20 protein-coding genes are annotated in these 18,956 nt (G+C 54.4%); 2 read left to right on the forward strand and 18 right to left on the reverse strand.

Annotated elements, in window-relative coordinates:
- Positions 1 to 3 precede the first annotated feature (3 nt).
- Positions 4 to 1,431 carry a non-oxidative hydroxyarylic acid decarboxylases subunit C gene (locus ABOC97_RS10390; RefSeq protein ID WP_349597167.1) on the reverse strand — a complete coding sequence of 476 codons (1,428 nt, stop codon included), beginning with the start codon at positions 1,429 to 1,431 and terminating at the stop codon, positions 4 to 6.
- On the reverse strand, positions 1,431 to 2,021 hold the full coding sequence (locus ABOC97_RS10395) for a non-oxidative hydroxyarylic acid decarboxylases subunit B (protein ID WP_349597170.1): 591 nt from the start codon (positions 2,019 to 2,021) through the stop codon (positions 1,431 to 1,433). The genes ABOC97_RS10390 and ABOC97_RS10395 overlap by 1 nt, the downstream gene beginning before the upstream one ends.
- A 174-nt stretch (positions 2,022 to 2,195) precedes the next feature.
- Between ABOC97_RS10395 and ABOC97_RS10400 the strand changes: the two genes are divergently transcribed.
- Complete coding sequence (locus ABOC97_RS10400) at positions 2,196 to 2,600, forward strand: MarR family winged helix-turn-helix transcriptional regulator (protein WP_349597173.1); 405 nt, start codon at positions 2,196 to 2,198, stop codon at positions 2,598 to 2,600.
- Positions 2,601 to 2,704: 104 nt separating this feature from the next.
- On the opposite strand, the gene rpoS is transcribed toward ABOC97_RS10400, so the two are convergent.
- From rpoS to cysD, 12 genes are all read right to left on the reverse strand, one after another.
- Entirely contained in the window at positions 2,705 to 3,697 is a 993-nt protein-coding gene (gene rpoS, locus ABOC97_RS10405; RefSeq protein WP_052282148.1) for an RNA polymerase sigma factor RpoS, read from the reverse strand.
- 115 nt (positions 3,698 to 3,812) lie between these two features.
- Positions 3,813 to 4,910 (reverse strand): murein hydrolase activator NlpD, encoded by a 1,098-nt coding sequence (gene nlpD, locus ABOC97_RS10410; RefSeq protein ID WP_349597432.1) that lies wholly within the window; start codon positions 4,908 to 4,910, stop codon positions 3,813 to 3,815.
- 173 nt (positions 4,911 to 5,083) lie between these two features.
- Positions 5,084 to 5,713, reverse strand: coding sequence for a protein-L-isoaspartate(D-aspartate) O-methyltransferase (locus tag ABOC97_RS10415; RefSeq protein WP_349597177.1), 630 nt, complete (start codon positions 5,711 to 5,713; stop codon positions 5,084 to 5,086).
- Positions 5,707 to 6,468, reverse strand: coding sequence for a 5'/3'-nucleotidase SurE (surE, locus tag ABOC97_RS10420; RefSeq protein ID WP_349597180.1), 762 nt, complete (start codon positions 6,466 to 6,468; stop codon positions 5,707 to 5,709). Before surE ends, ABOC97_RS10415 begins: the two co-directional genes overlap by 7 nt.
- On the reverse strand, positions 6,449 to 7,498 hold the full coding sequence (gene truD, locus ABOC97_RS10425) for a tRNA pseudouridine(13) synthase TruD (protein ID WP_349597182.1): 1,050 nt from the start codon (positions 7,496 to 7,498) through the stop codon (positions 6,449 to 6,451). Before truD ends, surE begins: the two co-directional genes overlap by 20 nt.
- Positions 7,495 to 7,974 (reverse strand): 2-C-methyl-D-erythritol 2,4-cyclodiphosphate synthase, encoded by a 480-nt coding sequence (ispF, locus tag ABOC97_RS10430; protein WP_349597185.1) that lies wholly within the window; start codon positions 7,972 to 7,974, stop codon positions 7,495 to 7,497. Before ispF ends, truD begins: the two co-directional genes overlap by 4 nt.
- Positions 7,974 to 8,684: a 2-C-methyl-D-erythritol 4-phosphate cytidylyltransferase gene (gene ispD, locus ABOC97_RS10435; RefSeq protein WP_349597188.1), complete on the reverse strand. Its 711-nt coding sequence runs from the start codon at positions 8,682 to 8,684 to the stop codon at positions 7,974 to 7,976. Before ispD ends, ispF begins: the two co-directional genes overlap by 1 nt.
- 19 nt (positions 8,685 to 8,703) lie before the next feature.
- On the reverse strand, positions 8,704 to 9,021 hold the full coding sequence (gene ftsB, locus ABOC97_RS10440) for a cell division protein FtsB (RefSeq protein WP_234506837.1): 318 nt from the start codon (positions 9,019 to 9,021) through the stop codon (positions 8,704 to 8,706).
- Positions 9,022 to 9,182: 161 nt separating this feature from the next.
- Positions 9,183 to 9,509: a DUF3561 family protein gene (locus tag ABOC97_RS10445; protein WP_349597192.1), complete on the reverse strand. Its 327-nt coding sequence runs from the start codon at positions 9,507 to 9,509 to the stop codon at positions 9,183 to 9,185.
- 43 nt (positions 9,510 to 9,552) lie between these two features.
- On the reverse strand, positions 9,553 to 10,158 hold the full coding sequence (cysC, locus tag ABOC97_RS10450) for an adenylyl-sulfate kinase (RefSeq protein WP_349597195.1): 606 nt from the start codon (positions 10,156 to 10,158) through the stop codon (positions 9,553 to 9,555).
- Positions 10,158 to 11,585 (reverse strand): sulfate adenylyltransferase subunit CysN, encoded by a 1,428-nt coding sequence (gene cysN, locus ABOC97_RS10455; RefSeq protein ID WP_349597198.1) that lies wholly within the window; start codon positions 11,583 to 11,585, stop codon positions 10,158 to 10,160. Before cysN ends, cysC begins: the two co-directional genes overlap by 1 nt.
- Before the next feature lie 9 nt (positions 11,586 to 11,594).
- Positions 11,595 to 12,503 carry a sulfate adenylyltransferase subunit CysD gene (gene cysD, locus ABOC97_RS10460; protein ID WP_349597200.1) on the reverse strand — a complete coding sequence of 303 codons (909 nt, stop codon included), beginning with the start codon at positions 12,501 to 12,503 and terminating at the stop codon, positions 11,595 to 11,597.
- Positions 12,504 to 12,830: 327 nt separating this feature from the next.
- On the opposite strand from cysD, the gene ABOC97_RS10465 reads away from it, so the two are divergent.
- Entirely contained in the window at positions 12,831 to 13,877 is a 1,047-nt protein-coding gene (locus ABOC97_RS10465; RefSeq protein WP_349597202.1) for an aminopeptidase, read from the forward strand.
- Between the two features lie 64 nt (positions 13,878 to 13,941).
- Here ABOC97_RS10465 and ABOC97_RS10470 read toward each other — a convergent pair whose 3' ends face one another.
- From ABOC97_RS10470 to cysJ, 4 genes are all read right to left on the reverse strand, one after another.
- Positions 13,942 to 14,094, reverse strand: a complete 153-nt coding sequence (locus ABOC97_RS10470; protein ID WP_106926090.1) for a Hok/Gef family protein — start codon at positions 14,092 to 14,094, stop codon at positions 13,942 to 13,944.
- 270 nt (positions 14,095 to 14,364) lie between these two features.
- Positions 14,365 to 15,099: a phosphoadenosine phosphosulfate reductase gene (gene cysH / locus ABOC97_RS10475; RefSeq protein ID WP_349597206.1), complete on the reverse strand. Its 735-nt coding sequence runs from the start codon at positions 15,097 to 15,099 to the stop codon at positions 14,365 to 14,367.
- Positions 15,100 to 15,200: 101 nt separating this feature from the next.
- Complete coding sequence (gene cysI, locus ABOC97_RS10480) at positions 15,201 to 16,913, reverse strand: assimilatory sulfite reductase (NADPH) hemoprotein subunit (protein WP_349597209.1); 1,713 nt, start codon at positions 16,911 to 16,913, stop codon at positions 15,201 to 15,203.
- Positions 16,913 to 18,715 carry an NADPH-dependent assimilatory sulfite reductase flavoprotein subunit gene (gene cysJ / locus ABOC97_RS10485; protein WP_349597212.1) on the reverse strand — a complete coding sequence of 601 codons (1,803 nt, stop codon included), beginning with the start codon at positions 18,713 to 18,715 and terminating at the stop codon, positions 16,913 to 16,915. Before cysJ ends, cysI begins: the two co-directional genes overlap by 1 nt.
- Positions 18,716 to 18,956 lie beyond the last annotated feature (241 nt).

Raw genomic sequence — 18,956 nt, forward strand, 5'->3', positions numbered from 1 at the left:
TCCTTACTTACGGTTAGCCAACATAGCGGTCAGTTTTTCAGCCCAGGCTTTGGTTTCAGGCAGGTCCTGTACCGGCTGGCTGTAGTGGCCACGATTGTCCGGCGCAACCGGCGTGGTCGCATCGATAATCATCTTATCGGTGATCCCCGCCGGGCTTGAGCCAGGGTCGAGTTCCAGTACCGACATGTTCGGCAACTGGACCAAATCGCCCGCTGGGTTAACCTTCGACGACAGCGCCCACATCACCTGCGGCAGGTTGAACGGGTCAACGTCTTCATCAACCATAATCACCATTTTCACGTAGCCCAGGCCGTGCGGCGTGGTCATGGCACGCAGCCCTACCGCGCGGGCAAAGCCGCCATAGCGTTTTTTGGTCGAGATAATGGCCAGCAGGCCGTGGGTATACATCGCATTGACCGCCTGCACTTCGGGGAATTCAGCTTTCAACTGCTGGTACAGCGGCACGCAGGTGGCCGGGCCCATCAGATAATCAATTTCGGTCCACGGCATGCCAAGGTAGAGAGATTCAAAAATGGGTTTGGTGCGGTAAGAAACTTTGTCGATGCGCACCACCGTCATGTTACGACCGCCGGAATAGTGCCCGGTGAATTCGCCGAATGGCCCCTCAATCTCACGCTTACGGCTTTCAATCACCCCTTCGAGGATCACTTCAGAGCCCCACGGCACATCAAAACCAGTCAGCGGCGCGGTAGCGATTGGGTATGGGCTTTCGCGCAGCGCTCCGGCCATCTCATATTCTGATTGGTCATATTTCAGCGGGGTGGCGCCCATCAGAGTGATGATAGGGTCGTTACCAAGGGTAATAGCGATCGGCAGATCTTCCCCGCGCTCTTCGGCTTTATGCAAATGCAGCGCGATATCGTGCATCGGGATAGGCTGTAGACCAAGCTTACGCTTGCCCTTCACTTCCATTCGGTAGATACCGACGTTTTGCTTACCGAAGTTATCAGGATCAAGCGGATCGCGTGACACCACACAGGCTTTATCGAGATAAAAACCGCCATCGCCGTCGTTCAGACGAAACAGCGGCAAAATATCGAACAGGTTAATTTCTTCGCCATCGACGGTATTTTCAGCCCAAGCGGGATTCGCACGGCGTTCAGGTGACACGGGAAATTTATCCCAGCGGCGGATAAATTCATCAATCTGCTTTCTGACTGGCGTATTGATCGGCAGCCCCATGGATATCGCATGGTTTTGCCACGAGCCGATAGTATTGAGCGCCACGCGCGCGTCGGTAAAGCCGCGAATATTATCAAACCACAGCGCTGGCGCACCGTCGCCAATACGGCCTGTCGCGTTGGCAGCAGCCGCCAAATCCGGCTCGGCATTTACCTCTTCACTAATTTTTAGCAGTTGCCCCTGGTCTTCCAGCGCCTGCAAAAAACTGCGTAAATCATCAAAAGCCATTATGCATTCTCCTGTGAAAAATTCTCTGCCCGTAACCCGCCCCAGCGGCGTGCTTGACGATGTTCAAGGCCAAACTGATCCAGCACCCGCGTCACGACATGATGGGTAACATCATCAATGGTTTGCGGATGGTTGTAGTACGCTGGCATAGGCGGCACCATCGCCACGCCCATGCGCGACAGCGCCAGCATGTTTTCTAAGTGAATGGTGCTGAGCGGCATTTCACGCGGCACCAGTACCAGCTTGCGCCCCTCTTTGAGCACCACATCGGCGGCGCGACCAACCAGACCATCGGCATAACCAGCACGGATCCCCGCCAGCGTTTTCATACTGCAAGGGATGACAATCATGCCGTCGGTACGAAAAGAGCCTGATGAGATAACGGCGGCTTGATCGGCGGGACTATGGGCGAAGTCGGCCAGTTCAGCCACGTCACGCGCACTGTACGGTGTCTCGAGTTCAATAGTGGTTTTGGCCCATTTCGACATCACCAGATGGGTTTCCACATCAGGCATGTCGCGCAATGCCTGGAGCAGAGCAATACCAAGAGGGGCCCCGGTGGCGCCAGTCATTCCAACAATCAGTCTCATTCATTACCTCAATATTTTGTTCGTACACGAACATTTTTCATAAAATTACTCCAGAAAAAACGGAGTGGCAATATTGTTCGTACACGATCGCACTTACAGCTTAAAGATAGAGGATTAAAAAAGCCCACAGGAGCGGCTATCATGGAGGATACGCATTTTTAAGATGGGGTTTTCATGGAGTTAAGAAACGAAGCATTTCACCTGCTACGCCAGCTTTTCCAACAGCACACGGCACGCTGGCAGCACGAATTGCCGGAGCTGACCAAGCCCCAGTACGCGGTCATGCGTTCGATTGCCGAGCATCCTGGTATCGAACAGGTCGAACTCACCGAGGTCGCCGTCAGTACGAAAGCCACGCTGGCAGAAATGCTGAGCCGGATGGAAAGCCGCAATCTGGTGAAACGCGAGCCCGATCCTGCCGATAAACGCCGGCGATTTGTGTTCCTCACACCGGAAGGCGAAGCATTGTTAAACGCCAGAAAACCAATCGGCAACGGCGTTGATGAGGAATTTTTGGGTAGGCTGAGCGATGAAGAGCGCGCGATGTTTACCAAACTGGTGCGAAAAATGATGGGCTAAAAGATGCTTTTTTTGTCGGCTGCCAAAGCCATATGGCACTCAGCAATCTCTCGCTACAAAAGAAAAAGGCCAGTCACAGACTGGCCTTTTTGACGAATGTTCACTTACTCGCGGAACAGTGCTTCGATGTTAAGCCCCTGACCCTGCAGGATTTCCCGCAGACGGCGCAGACCTTCAACCTGAATCTGACGTACGCGTTCGCGGGTCAGACCGATTTCACGGCCCACATCTTCAAGCGTTGCCGCTTCATAGCCCAGCAGGCCAAAACGACGAGCCAGCACTTCACGCTGCTTGGCGTTCAGTTCGAACAGCCATTTGACGATGCTTTGTTTCATATCATCGTCCTGCGTGGTGTCTTCCGGGCCGTTTTCATTTTCATCGGCCAGGATATCCAGCAGCGCTTTTTCAGAATCCCCACCCAGTGGCGTATCAACTGAAGTGATGCGTTCATTGAGACGCAGCATCCGGCTAACGTCATCAACGGGCTTATCCAACTGTTCTGCTATCTCTTCGGCGCTCGGCTCGTGATCCAGTTTATGTGACAGTTCACGCGCGGTACGCAGATAGACGTTCAGTTCTTTAACGATATGGATTGGCAGACGGATTGTTCGGGTTTGGTTCATGATAGCCCGTTCAATAGTCTGACGGATCCACCACGTGGCATAGGTCGAAAAGCGGAACCCACGCTCCGGGTCGAACTTCTCTACGGCACGAATCAGCCCCAGATTGCCCTCTTCGATAAGATCCAGCAGCGCCAGACCACGATTGCCATAACGGCGAGCAATTTTCACTACCAGACGGAGGTTGCTTTCAATCATCCGGCGGCGTGAGGCGACATCGCCACGCAGAGCACGGCGAGCAAAGTAGACTTCTTCTTCTGCGGTTAATAATGGAGAATAACCGATCTCTCCCAGATAGAGCTGAGTCGCATCGAGTACACGTTGAGTGGCACCCTGCGATAAAAGCTCCTCTTCGGCGAGTTCGCTGTCACTGGGTTCCTCTTCATTCAGGACTTTTTCATCAAAAGTCTCTGCTCCATTCTCATCAAACTCCGCATCTTCATTTAAATCATGAACTTTCAGCGTATTCTGACTCATTAAGGTGGCTCCTACCCGTGATCCCCAGGCAATGCACCTTATCATGTCACTTTTCAGGTAGCCCCTGCGGCTGCCGACGCCACCTGAAAGCGTTCATGTGAAGTACTTTGCCGAATTATCGCTGCGGTAAATACTGCAGCGGGTTGACGGATTTCCCCTTGTAACGAATTTCAAAATGCAAACGTGTCGAACTTGTGCCTGTGCTACCCATGGTAGCGATTTTCTGCCCCGCCTTGATATCTTGTTGCTCTTTTACCAGCATCGTATCGTTATGAGCGTAAGCACTCAGGTAATCATCGTTGTGTTTGATGATAATAAGATTACCGTAACCGCGCAGTGCGTTACCGGCATAGACGACGCGCCCATCGGCGGTTGCGACGATTGCCTGTCCTTTACTGCCCGCAATATCGATACCTTTGTTGCCACCGTCGGTGCCGCTAAAGTTTTCGATAATCTTGCCGTCAGTTGGCCAGCGCCAGGAAGAGATTGGCGAACTGGTTGATGTACTGCTGGCAGTCGCTACGGTTGTGCTCGTAGTAGGTGCTGTTACAGGCGTTGTGACGGTAGTCGTCGCAGGCTTGTTATTAGGCAACATTTTATTAGCACTTTGTTCACCTGAATCCTCAGAATACGTAATTGTGGTAGTCGACGCAACAGCTCCGGTTGAATTTTGTGCAGGTTTTGAGACTAATCCGGTATTTCCGCTACTGTTCTGCGCACTCGCTATCGCTACCGGGTTATTACCGGTAATAGGCTGACCGGACGCATTGCCTACCTGCAGTACCTGGCCTACGTTCAACGCATAAGGTGCGGCAACATTGTTACGCTGCGCAAGATCGCGGAAGTCGTTGCCGGTCACCCAGGCAATATAGAACAGCGTGTCGCCGTGCTTCACCGTATAGGTGCTGCCACCTGCGTAGCTGCCTTTTGGAATATCACCGTACTTACGGTTGTAGACGATATGACCATTTTCCATCTGTACCGGCTGCTGCGCGACGGGTTGCGTAACGCGCTGCTGGGTTTGAACGGGCTGTGTCTGAATCGGCTTTATTGGTTGGATCTGAGGTGTGGACTGCGCCGTGCTGCCCATTTTTGGCGGCGGTGTAATCAGCATGCCGGAGCTCGTGCTGCCAGAGCCGTTGCTGTTGACGGTGCTAACGGGCGCTGGCGCATTATTCGATGAAGAACAACCGGCCAGCCAAAGTGAAATCAGTGACAATGCCACTACACGATTAACGGTAAATTTAGGGCTTCCCGCGCTCATTTATCCCCCAGGAATAGGTTAACTGCCAGTGACTTAATACCGCGCAACGCACGTCATGAACACTGGAAAACGTGTTCACCATACGCTGAATTAGGCTGAAAACCCTCAGAAAAATCCGGGTCTCAGGCCAGTTCCCCCTTCACCAGAGGAACAAAGCGAACGGCCTCTACGGTATCAATAATAAATTCGCCTCCCCGCCGATGAACGCGTTTCAAATACTGCTGATCATCGCCCACGGGTAACACGAGAATGCCGTCGTCATCCAGCTGCGACATTAACGCAACCGGAATTTCCGGCGGAGCCGCCGTCACGATGATGGCGTCAAACGGGGCACGCGCCTGCCACCCCAGCCAGCCATCGCCATGACGGGTAGATACATTGTGTAAATCAAGTTGCTTAAGGCGACGCCGGGCGTGCCACTGCAAACTTTTTATCCGCTCAACGGAGCAAACATGATGAACCAGATGCGCCAGAATCGCCGTCTGATAGCCCGAGCCGGTGCCGATTTCCAACACTCGGGACTCAGGCGTCAGCTCCAGCAACTCGGTCATTCGCGCCACCATATACGGTTGAGAAATGGTTTGCCCCATACCAATCGGCAGCGCCACGTTATCCCACGCACTGTGTTCAAATGCTTCATCGATAAATTTTTCACGTGGTACCTGCGCCAGCGCATCAAGCACCCGCTCATCGCGGATGCCAAGCTGATGAAGCTGGTTCAACAGACTCTGAATGCGTTTGCTGACTACCATTGCGCGTCGACCCTCGCCTGATCCAGCCAATCGGCTACCACGTCCTGCGCACCGTAGGCCGTGAGATCCACATGCAGCGGGGTCACAGAAACGTAGCCGGCGTCAACGGCGGCAAAATCAGTATCCGGGCCCGCATCACATTGAGCCCCAGGAGGGCCAATCCAGTAAAGCGTGTTACCGCGCGGATCCTGCTGCGGAATGACTTTATCCGCTGGATGACGACTACCGCAGCGGGTCACACGAATACCTTTGATTTGGTCGAGCGGCAGATCGGGAACGTTGACGTTCAAAATGCGCCCGGTGCGTAGCGGCTCGCGAGCAAGCGCACGCAATAGCGAACAGGTGACCGCAGCCGCGGTCTCATAATGCTGATGACCGTTTAGCGATACGGCAAGTGCGGGAAAACCTAAATGACGGCCTTCCATTGCAGCCGCCACCGTGCCGGAATAGATAACATCATCGCCCAAATTTGGCCCGGCGTTAATCCCAGAAACCACGATGTCCGGACGCGGACGCATCAGCGCATTGACGCCAAGATAGACGCAATCCGTCGGAGTGCCCATCTGCACGGCAATGTCGCCATTATCAAAATTGAAGGTGCGAAGCGAGGACTCCAGGGTCAGCGAGTTGGATGCGCCACTGCGGTTACGATCGGGTGCAACTACCTGAACCTCGGCAAACTCCCGTAAGGCTCTGGCCAGCGTCTGAATGCCTGGCGCATGGATCCCGTCATCGTTACTCAGCAATATTCGCATAATCACCTGTTGTATTGATAAGTTCCCTTACCACGCTGGTTGCAAAGCTGCCGGCGGGAAGCCAGAAACGCAGTTCGACGGTGACGTCGTCCCACCAGTTCCAGCTCATCTGCTGCGGATACAGCAGCATGGCACGGCGAGCGGCCTCGACTTTTTCACGCTCCAGCAGCGACTGCAGCGCGGTCTCTTCAGCCAGCACGGTGTGTTCAAATGCCAGAGCGTCGCGCTGGGTTCCCCAATCGCCGCTACCCGGCAGCGCTGCGGTAATCATCAATTCACGCGCATCAACGCGAGCCTGCAAGGTTGCCTGCTCTTCAACGCTGGCAACAAACCAGCTGCCACGCCCGGATAATTGTAGCGCATCGCCGTCAACAACTTGATTAAAGTCCGGTTTTTTTAGGCGTTCACTCACAATCTGATTAAACAACGCACTACGGGCCGCCGACAACCAAAAACTGCGTTTATTACGATCGCGTACCGGAGCCCCGCTTTCTGCCCAGCGCAGTGCACCCTGCAGGTTGCTACCGCCAATCCCGAAGCGCTGAGAGCCAAAGTAGTTAGGCACGCCGCGGTCAACAATCGCCTGCAAACGGGCTTCAACTTCGTCGCGCCCTTTGACTTCGCGCAGCACCAGCGTGAACTGGTTGCCTTTCAGCGCCCCTAAACGCAGCTTACGCTTATGGCGCGCATATTCCAGTACCTGGCAGCCTTCCAGCTGAAACTGGGTTAAATCGGGCATCTCTTTGCCCGGCACGCGCGCGCACAGCCACTGTTCGGTGACTGCATGTTTATCTTTTTGCCCGGCAAAGCTCACTTCCCGAGCGTGTATTTTAAGGAATTTAGCGAGCGCATCGGCAACAAAGCGGGTATTGCAGCCATTTTTCAGAATGCGGACCAGAATATGCTCGCCTTCACCATCCGGCTCAAAGCCCAAGTCTTCAACCACCAGAAAATCTTCCGGATTGGCCTTCAGAAGCCCCGAACTCTGCGGCTTATCGTGCAACCAGGTCAATTCATCAAACGCTATCATGACTTCGCCTTATTCAGCAGAGCAACCGCTTCGCAGGCAATGCCTTCCCCACGCCCAGTGAAGCCGAGCTTCTCGGTAGTGGTTGCTTTGACGTTGACATCATCCATATGGCAGCCGAGGTCTTCGGCAATAAACACGCGCATTTGCGGGATATGCGGCAGCATTTTCGGCGCCTGAGCGATGATCGTCACGTCGACGTTGCCCAGGGTGTAGCCTTTTGCCTGCACGCGTTTCCATGCCTCGCGCAGCAATGCGCGGCTGTCGGCACCTTTGAAGGCCGGATCGGTATCCGGGAACAACTTGCCGATATCACCCAGCGCCGCAGCGCCAAGCAGTGCATCGGTCAGGGCGTGCAGCGCGACGTCACCGTCGGAGTGCGCCAGCAGGCCTTTTTCATACGGGATACGCACGCCGCCAATGATAATCGGGCCAACGCCTCCAAAGGCGTGTACGTCAAAACCGTGTCCAATTCGCATTATGCTTTCTCCGGGTTATCCGAGCGGGTGAGGTAAAATTCAGCGAGCGCCAGGTCTTCCGGGCGAGTTACTTTAATGTTATCAGCGCGTCCGGCAATCAATTCGGGGTGAAAGCCGCAATACTCTATGGCTGACGCTTCATCGGTAATCGTCGCCCCTTCGTTCAATGCACGAGTCAGGCAATCAAGCAGCAGTTCGCGTGGGAAAAACTGTGGCGTCAGCGCGTGCCACAAATCGTTACGATCGACCGTGTGGGCAATCGCTGTTTTTCCTGGTTCAGCACGTTTCATCGTGTCACGAACCGGTGCGGCGAGAATTCCACCAACGCGGCTGGTTTCACTCAGGCTAAGCAAGCGCGCTAAATCATCCTGATGCAGGCACGGGCGCGCGGCGTCATGTACCAGCACCCATTGCGCATCTCCGGCGGCACGCAGGCCAGCCAGAACGGAGTCAGCACGTTCGGCACCGCCATCAACGACGGTAATCTGTGGGTGTTGAGCAAGAGGGAGCTGCTGGAAGCGTTCGTCTCCGGGAGAGACGGCGATAATCACCCGCTGGACGCGGGCATTAGCCAGCAGCGCGTCTACCGAGTGTTCAAGAATCGTTTTGTTACCGATTGAGAGATATTGTTTTGGGCAATCCGTTTGCATGCGGCGGCCAAATCCGGCTGCCGGCACCACGGCGCATACGCCCGGAAAAGTTACGGCCATGTCGTCATCCTGGGACTGATTATCGATTAGTTTGCGTTTGCCCCGCGCTCTGGTTGCGCCTGGACGCATCCGGCACCAGACGATAAAACGTTTCGCCCGGACGGGTCATGCTCAGTTCGTTACGTGCACGTTCTTCGATAGCTTCTTGCCCACCATTAAGGTCATCAATTTCGGCGAAAAGCTGATCGTTGCGCGCTTTTAATTTTGCGTTGGTATCTTGTTGTACAGATACATCGTCGTTGACCCGGCTAAAGTCATGAAGACCATTTTTACCGAACCATAAGGAATATTGTAGCCAGACCAGCAAAGCCAGTAATAGCAGCGTTAATTTACCCATCCTGCCCCCTGAAAAACGGCACTATCATCCCATAACTTGCCGTCGGACTCCACTCCGGCCGCAGGTGATACTGCATATCGCCGGAAATGTACCACATTTCACGCGCGCAAAGGCATGTCTTGTCCCGGTCAATCAGGCGCCTGACGTCTAATGCAAACGCTTTAACTCATAATCCACATGAATAACAAACCACACAGTAAGGCAACCGTTGCCAGGGTTGTCACAATGGTATAACGCAGCCTGCCCTTCACCAGGGAGTGAAAAGCCACACCGATAACTACCGCTACGGGCATCAGTGCCAGGAAAAAAGGCCATGTGTACAGAAAGAAGAATAGCGTGTTATTGCCATAGTGCAGATAGGGGATCCCCAGCGCCATCAACCACGCGACGAAGCCGACAAACGCCCCTGACAGAGACCAGGTGGTTTCATCATAGGTGGGGGCGAGTGGCTCTGTTTGGGCCACGTTGAGGTTCTGAGTATTACGCATAATTAATCCTGTTAGGCCGGAGTCAGCAAACTCCGGTACCTTTTCAGGATCTGATAATATCGCTCTGCCTCAGTAGATCTAATAATTGCGCAACCAAATTTGTTACTAATTGTTCACCATCAAGATGAATAGCAGGCTGCTCTGGAGATTCATATGCTGAATCAATCCCGGTGAAATTCCGCAGTTCACCGGCACGCGCTTTTTTGTACAATCCTTTAGGATCGCGCGCCTCACAGGTCGCCAGTGAGGTATCGACAAAGACTTCAAAGAAACGGTCGTCCCCTACCCGCTCGCGTACCATCTGACGCTCAGCACGGTGCGGCGAAATAAAGGCGGTTAGAACCACTAGTCCCGCATCCACCATCAGTTTCGCCACTTCACCAACGCGGCGAATATTCTCTTTACGACAGCTGTCGGTAAACCCGAGATCGCTGCACAGGCCATGGCGTACGTTATCACCATCCAGCAGGTAGGTACTCACGCCAAGCTGATGCAGCGCTTCCTCCAGCGCTCCGGCGACGGTCGATTTCCCCGAGCCCGAAAGCCCGGTGAACCACAGCACAACCCCACGATGACCGTGGAGTTGTTCACGCTGCTGCGCGGTGACGGGATGGGCGTGCCAGACGACGTTTTCGTCATGCTGAGCCATTATTTCCCTCCCAGCAAATCGCGCGCGCCCCAGTGTGGGAAGTGCTTGCGAACCAGCGCGTTAAGTTCCAGCTCAAAAGCGCTGAACTCAGACGCCACGCCAGTTACCTCGGTATTTGGCTCACGAACCATACCGGCACCGACGGTAACATTAGTTAAGCGGTCGATAAAGATCAGACCACCGGTCACCGGATTCTCCTGATATTTGTCGAGCACCAGCGGCTCATCAAAAGTGAGATCGACCAGGCCAATGCCGTTCAGCGGCAGCGCGTCAACGTCACGCTGAGTCAGGTTGTTGATATCCACCTGATATTGAATACCGTCCACGCGAGCGCGGGTTTTCTTGCCAGCAACTTTAATGTCGTAGCTTTGCCCGGCGGCCAGCGGCTGTTCAGCCATCCACACCACATCGACGGAGGCGCGTTGTACCGATGGCAGCGTGTCCTGCGCATCGAGCAGCAGGTCGCCGCGGCTAATATCGATTTCATCTTTGAGCACTAGCGTTACAGCTTCACCCGCCCCAGCCTCTTGCAGGTCGCCGTCAAAGGTAACAATGCGCGCAATGCTGGACTCAACGCCCGATGGCAGCACTTTAATACGTTGCCCCACCTTCACGCAGCCGGAAGCAATGGTGCCGGAGAATCCACGGAAATCGAGGTTTGGACGGTTGACGTACTGCACCGGGAAACGCATTGGTTGAGTATCTACCGTGCGGCGAATCGCCACGGTTTCCAGCACTTCCAGCAGCGTTGGGCCGCTGTACCATGGGATATTCGCGCTTTGGCTCGCCACGTTATCGCCTTCCAGTGCAGAAAGCGGTACGAAGCGGATATCCAGATTCCCCGGCAGCTGTTCTGCAAAGGTTAAATACTCTTCGCGAATGCGGTTAAAGGTCTCTTCGCTATAACCGACGAGGTCCATTTTGTTAATCGCCACCACCAGGTGTTTGATACCCAGCAGCGTCGAAATAAAGCTGTGGCGACGAGTCTGGTCAAGCACGCCTTTGCGCGCATCAATCAGCAGGATTGCCAGGTCACAGGTGGATGCACCGGTCGCCATGTTACGGGTGTACTGCTCATGCCCCGGGGTATCGGCGATGATAAATTTGCGTTTTTCGGTGGAGAAATAGCGATAAGCCACGTCAATGGTAATACCCTGCTCGCGCTCGGCCTGGAGACCATCCACCAGCAGCGCCAGGTCGAGTTTCTCACCCTGAGTCCCGTGACGCTTGCTGTCGTTGTGCAGCGATGACAGCTGATCTTCATAAATCTGTCGAGTGTCGTGCAGCAGGCGGCCAATCAGCGTACTTTTACCGTCATCCACGCTGCCGCAGGTCAGAAAGCGCAGCAGGCTTTTGTGCTGCTGGGCATGCAGATACGCTTCAACCCCGCCTTCATCGGCAATTTGTTGTGCAATAGTGGTGTTCATGGCGGCTCCTTAGAAATAACCCTGACGTTTTTTAAGCTCCATGGAGCCAGCCTGGTCGCGGTCAATCATGCGCCCCTGACGTTCACTGGTGGTCGAGACCAGCATCTCTTCGATGATTTCCGGCAGCGTCTGCGCGTCAGACTCTACCGCGCCGGTCAGCGGCCAGCAGCCCAGGGTACGGAAACGCACCATCTGTTTTTTGATAACTTCACCCGGCTGCAGATCGATCCGGTCGTCATCGATCATCATCAGCATGCCGTCACGTTCCAGTACCGGGCGCTCGGCGGCCAGATACAGTGGAACGATCTCAATATTTTCCAGGTAGATGTACTGCCAAATATCCAGCTCGGTCCAGTTAGAAAGCGGGAAGACGCGGATACTTTCCCCTTTGTTAATCTGGCCGTTGTAGTTATGCCACAGCTCCGGGCGCTGGTTTTTTGGGTCCCAGCGGTGGAAACGGTCGCGGAATGAGTAAATACGTTCTTTGGCTCGTGATTTTTCTTCATCACGGCGTGCGCCGCCGAAGGCTGCGTCAAAACCGTATTTATTCAGCGCCTGCTTCAGCCCTTCGGTTTTCATGATATCGGTATGTTTGGCGCTACCGTGGACAAACGGGTTGATCCCCATCGCCACCCCTTCCGGGTTTTTGTGCACCAGTAACTCACAGCCGTAGGCTTTGGCGGTGCGGTCACGGAATTCGTACATCTCGCGGAATTTCCAGCCGGTATCCACGTGCAGCAGCGGGAACGGCAACGAGCCTGGGTAAAACGCCTTGCGCGCCAGATGCAGCATTACGCTGGAATCTTTACCGATGGAGTACATCATCACCGGATTAGAGAATTCGGCGGCCACCTCACGGATGATATGGATGCTTTCCGCCTCCAGTTGCCGCAGGTGAGTAAGTCGTTTTTGGTCCATAACCATTCCTTAAGCCTGATTCATCGCATGTCTGTTGTGTGTTGGGGCTTGCTAGCGTCGTTCGCACGGTTTGTTTGTTATTGCGGGTGGGTGCTACAACTCGCTAACAATCAGCAATAGAGGGACTATAGGGGGAGGCTAAGACCAAATGAAATTACGAAAAGGAATGAGTTGTTACTGAAAGGAATAACGGGATAGAAAAGCAAATGTCAAAAAGTGCTTAACACGCTATTTTTCCGGCATTTAAGAGCATTTGAAATTGTGTAATGAAAACCACGGTTTCATACTAGGCGCGTCTATCTTTTTGCTCTGTTGTAAGGATTACCTATGTTCTCCGCACTGCGCCACTGCATGGCAGCCCTGGCGCTCGGCGTATGTATTACTCTCCCGGCGCACGCGGCAACCGCCCCGCTGGGCACCATCGCCAATACTCAGGCTCGTTATATCGCCACCTATTTCCCTGGCCGAATCACCGGTACACCCGCTGAGATGCTCTCTGCGGACTACATTCGCCAGCAGTTCGCCCAAATGGGCTACCAGAGCGATATCCGCACCTTCAGCAGCCGCTACATCTATACCAGCAAAGACAACCGTAAAAACTGGCATAACATAACGGGGAGTACCGTTATCGCGGCGCATGAAGGCAAATCCAGCCAGCAAATTATCGTGATGGCACATCTCGACACCTATGCACCCCACAGCGACAGCGACGTAGAGAAAAATCTCGGCGGCCTAACGCTTCAGGGTATCGACGACAATGCGATGGGCCTTGGCGTGATGCTGGAACTGGCTGAACGCTTTAAAAACATTCCCACGCAATATGGGATCCGCTTTATCGCTACCAGCGGTGAAGAGGAAGGAAAACTCGGTGCCGAGAATCTGTTAAAGCGCATGAGCAGCGGCGAGAAGAAAAATACGCTGCTGGTGATTAACCTCGATAACCTCGTCGTGGGCGACAAAATCTATTTTAACAGCGGCGTAAAAACCCCGGCCTCGGTACGTAAACTGACCCGCGACCGCGCGCTGACGATTGCTCACAGCCGCGGTATTGCCGCAGCAACGAACCCCGGGCTAAATCCCCAGTATCCACAAGGAACTGGCTGCTGTAATGATGCCGACGTGTTTGATAAAGCGGGGATCCCGGTGCTTTCCGTTGAGGCCACCAACTGGTCGCTGGGCAAAAAAGACGGCTTCCAGCAGCGGGCAAAAAGCGCCAGTTTCCCGGATGGCACCAGCTGGCATAACGCCCATCTCGATAACCAGCAATATCTTGATAAAGCGCTACCGGGACGAATTGAACGCCGTAGCCGCGAGGTGGTACGGGTAATGATGCCGCTAATGCGCGAACTGGCAAAGGCGGAGAAACGCAGCTAGTACGGATGGGTGCTGAGGATAAAGCTCAACAGTCAATACGCGGGGATTTCTCCCCGCGTGATTGCTACTTCTTCGGTTCGTAAGCGAGAATAGCCTTAAACTCCATACCCCGCTCCCGGATACTCAATTCGCACAGCGAATCGCGCACCATCAGCGTGAATCCTAATGCCGTTGCGCACAGCACAATGATTGCCACCAGGGCGTACTTTGTCAGCATATCTTGCCTCCCTGCAAAGAAGAGGCTAACATTTGAACTGTCTGGGTTCATACGCTGGCCTCAGGTTGATAGAAATATCGCCTGGGGCTTTCGTCTTTCTGGAACCCTGAAAAATGCCCAAAGCCCAAAAAGCCTCAAGCACCCGGTGAGATTCTATAACCATCCCGCAGGGCCTCATGTAGCCTGACGTCGAAACTGGAAGCATGCTCGCACAGTAAAAAAAACGCCCCCGGCGATAAAGCAGGAGGCGCTGAATTTTTACAGTTTGGCTTAACCTTCGTGTAGACCACACTCGCGTTTTAAGCCAAAGAAGCGTGTTTCTTCCTCAGCCATCCCCGGCTCCCATTTACGGGTAGTATGGGTATCGCCTACCGACAGGTAGCCCTGATCCCACAGCGGGTGATATTTCAGGCCGTGTTTTTGCAGGTACTGGTAGACCGTCCGGTTATCCCAGTCGATGATCGGCAGCACCTTAAACACCCCACGCTGGATAGCCAGCACCGGCAGCGTCGCACGGCTGCCGGACTGTTCGCGGCGAAGACCGGCAAACCAGGTTTGCCCATTCAGCTGTTCCAGCGCCCGATTCATCGGCTCAACTTTGTTGATGTCATTGTATTTCTCAATGCCTTCAACGCCCTGCTCCCACAGCTTGCCGTAGCGCGCCTCTTGCCAGGCGGCGCTCTCTTTCGCGCGGAAGACCTGCAGGTTGAGTTTGAGTTTGTCCGTTAACTCATCGATAAACTGATAGGTCTCCGGGAACAAATAGCCGGTATCGGTAAGGATAACCGGGATATCCGGGCGAATCTGATTCACCAGATGCAGACTCACCGCAGCCTGAATCCCAAAGCTGGAAGAGAGTACATATTCGCCGGGCAGGTTTTCCAGCGCCCAGGCCACACGCTCTTCGGCACTCAGCTTTTCCAGCTGCGCGTTGGTTTCCGCCAGCGCCAAAACGCGGTCGACTTTAGGCATTTCGTTTAGCGCGTGTAGATCGAGTTTGGACATAGCTTCCTCACTGTTTGCCTTGCCTGATGGCGCTTCGCTTATCCGGCCTACGCAGAGAGTAGTCCGGATAAGAAATTCATGCCGCCATCCGGCAATTCAGGTTATTCCCAGAAATCTCGCGCTGGATCGAGCACCGGGCGAATGATGCCCGCACGCACCGTAAAGTCGCCGAAGCCTTCACCCGCTTCGCGCTCTTTCGCCCAGCGCCCAACCAGTTCGTCAATCGAACCAAGGATTTCTGGCTCGGTAATATTTTCCCGATACATACGCGGAATTCGTGACCCGCTGCGGTTGCCACCAAGATGCAGGTTGTAGCGACCCGGCGCTTTCCCCACCAGACCAATTTCCGCCAACATCGCACGGCCACAGCCGTTCGGGCAGCCGGTCACGCGCATCACGATATGCTCGTCAGGAATGCCGTGTTTTTCCAGCACCGCTTCCACTTTGTCGGTGAATGACGGCAGGAAACGTTCAGCTTCCGCCATCGCCAAAGGACAGGTCGGGAAGGACACGCAGGCCATCGAGTTTTCACGCTGCGGTTTCACCGCATCCATCAGCCCGTGGTCACGCGCCAGCTTCTCGATTGCCGCCTTCTGGCTTTCCGGTACGCTGGCGATAATTAGGTTCTGGTTGGCGGTAATACGGAAATCGCCTTTGTGGATTTTGGCAATCTCAAGCAGCCCGGTTTTCAGCGGGCGGCCTGGGTAATCCAGAATACGGCCGTTTTCAATGAACAGCGTCAGGTGCCAGTTTTTGTCGATCCCTTTAACCCAGCCGATTCTGTCGCCACGGCTGGTGAATTCGTACGGGCGAATCGGCTCAAACTTGATCCCCGCACGGCGCTCCACTTCCTCTTTGAAGGTGTCGACGCCAACGCGCTCAAGGGTATATTTGGTTTTGGCGTTTTTACGATCGGTACGATTACCCCAATCGCGCTGAGTGGTCACCACCGCTTCCGCCACCGCCAGGGTGTGCTCCAGCGGCAGGAAGCCAAACTCACTCGCCGTCCGGGCGTAGGTTTTCTTGTTACCGTGCTCGATAGATAAACCGCCGCCCACCAGCAGGTTAAAGCCTATCAGCTTGCCGTTTTCCGCGATTGCCACGAAGTTCATGTCGTTGGCATGCAGATCGATATCGTTCTGCGGCGGGATCACCACGGTAGTTTTAAACTTACGCGGCAAATAGGTCGCACCAAGGATAGGCTCTTCGTCGGTAGTTGCCACTTTCTTCTGATCGAGCCAGATCTCCGCATAAGCGCGGGTACGCGGCAACAGGTGTTCAGAGATCTTCTTCGCCCAGTCGTAGGCTTCAGCGTGCAGCTGAGACTCGTACGGGTTGGAGGTACAGAGCACGTTACGGTTCATGTCGTTCGCGGTCGCCAACGCATCAAGACCGACCGAGTGCAGCATTTGGTGCACCGGCTTAACGTTCTTTTTCAGAATACCGTGGAACTGGAACGTCTGACGGTTAGTCAGGCGGATGCTACCGTAGATGGTGTTATCGGCAGCAAATTTATCAATCGCCTTCCATTGGGTCGGCGTAATAACCCCGCCCGGCAGGCGGCAGCGCAGCAGCATCGCGTGGCGCGGCTCCAGCTTCTGTGCGGCACGTTCAGCGCGGATATCACGATCATCCTGTTGGTACATGCCGTGGAAACGGATCAGCAGGAAGTTGTCGCCGTGGAAGCCGCCGGTCAGACCATCGTTAAGATCTTCCGCGATGGTGCCGCGCAGGAAGTTACTCTCACGCTTCATGCGCTCGGCGTCAGTCAATTTGCCTTCGACCACTAAAGGCCCTGGGTATTTTTCGCTCATTAGTAGACATCTCGCTGATAACGGCGCTCAACGCGCAGCTCACTTAAAAATTCATCTGCCGTTTCGATGTCCATTGCACCGAATTCAGCAATCACTTCCAGCAATACCTGCTCAACGTCTTTCGCCATGCGATTGGCGTCGCCGCAGACATAAATGTGGGCACCATCATTAATCCAGCGCCACAGCTCTGCACCCTGTTCGCGCAGTTTGTCTTGTACGTAGACTTTTTCTTTTTGATCGCGAGACCAGGCCATATCAATACGGCTCAGTACGCCTTCTTTCACGTAACGCTGCCACTCAACCTGATAAAGGAAATCTTCGGTGAAGTGAGGGTTGCCAAAGAACAGCCAGTTTTTACCTTCCGCGCCATCGGCAGCACGCTGCTGCATAAAGGCACGGAACGGTGCGATGCCGGTACCTGGGCCAATCATAATCACCGGCGTTTGTGGGTTGGCGGGCAGACGGAAGTTGTCGTTGTGCTCGATAAACACGCGCACTTCGCCCTCTTCTTCCACACGGTCGGCGAGGAAGCTGGAAGCGCCACCTGCACGGGTGCGTCCTTCGATATCATAGCGAACCACGCCAACGGTGACGTGCACTTCGCTCTCTACTTCCGCCTGTGCAGAAGCAATAGAGTACAGGCGAGGCGTCAATGGACGCAGCAGGCCAATTAACGCTTCGGCATCCAACTGTGCCGGGGAGAAACGCACCATATCGACGATTGGCGTCGTTGCCGCATACTGCTGCAGCTGCGCCTTATCGCCCACTAGCGGCAGCAGCGATTCACTGCGGGTCAGCGTGGCGTAGTTTTCTACGATATTGGCGGTGTTCACCGTCAGTTCGAAGTGCCACTGCAGCGCTTCAGCGAGCGGCAGAGTTTTCCCCTCGACCGTGACGGACTCATCACCCTTCAGCCACAGCAGCTCAACCAGTTCTTTGACCAGCTCAGGATCATTCTGGTACCACACGCCCAGCGCATCGCCCGGCTGATAGCGCAGACCGGAATCACCGAGATCGATTTCAATATGGCGAACGTCTTTTTCTGAATCGCGGCCGGTAATTTTCTGGTTTACCGACAATGACGCGGTCAGCGGCGCTTCTTTGGTATACGGGCTGCTATGAATGTCATTCACTGCGCCGCTTGCCGCGACGGCAACCGACGGCGCTGCCGGAGCGCGAGCTTTCAGTACCTCGACCAGACGCGCGCGCCATTCGGCTGCCGCAGGCTGGAATTCCACATCGGCATCCACACGGTCGAGAAGGCGCTCACCCCCTAACTCGGCCAGCTTGCTGTCGAAGTCCTTACCGGCCTGGCAGAAGAATTCATAAGAGGTATCGCCAAGGCCCAGCACCGCAAAGGCGGTACCGTTGAGCTTCGGCGCTTTTTTCGAGAACAAGAACTTATGCAGTGCAACGGCTTCTTCCGGCGCTTCCCCTTCACCCTGTGTGGAAGCCACGATAACCAGCAGTTTTTCTGACGCGATTTGTTTGAATTTATAATCCCCGGCGTTCACCAGGTTCACGTTCAGTTTTTCTGCCAGCAGGTCATCACGCAGCGCTTCGGCAACCCGGCGGGCGTTGCCCGTTTGCGAGGCGGAGATAAGCGTAATGGCCGGCGCTTCAACAGCGGTCGGCGTCGGGGTTAACGCCGCGGCACCTGGCTGCTGATTAAGCACGCCCCAAAAGTAGCCGGAAACCCAGGCAAGCTGGGTTGGTGATAAATCAGTGGTTGCCGCCTGTAGGCGAGCCAGCTGTTCCGTATTAAGCGGAAGCAAAGCTGAAGGGGGAGACTGTGTTGTCATGCGTTGTTATGTTCCAGTAGCAAAGCGGTTTTCTAAACAAGAAAAACGAAACCCTAAATTATTCGGATTGCAGAAAGGCGGCGAGGGAGAGAATCCCCGGGAGCGTACAAAAGTACGTGACTGGGGTGAACGAACGCGGCCAACGCATCTGCAATCTGAAGAACTACGGATAAACTGAATGTAAGGTTAACGACGACGATAATAACAATTAAAGAAGGGATAGAAATATCAAATAACCAAA

The organism is Kluyvera huaxiensis (genome assembly GCF_040149365.1).
GTDB lineage: Bacteria > Pseudomonadota > Gammaproteobacteria > Enterobacterales > Enterobacteriaceae > Kluyvera > Kluyvera intermedia_A.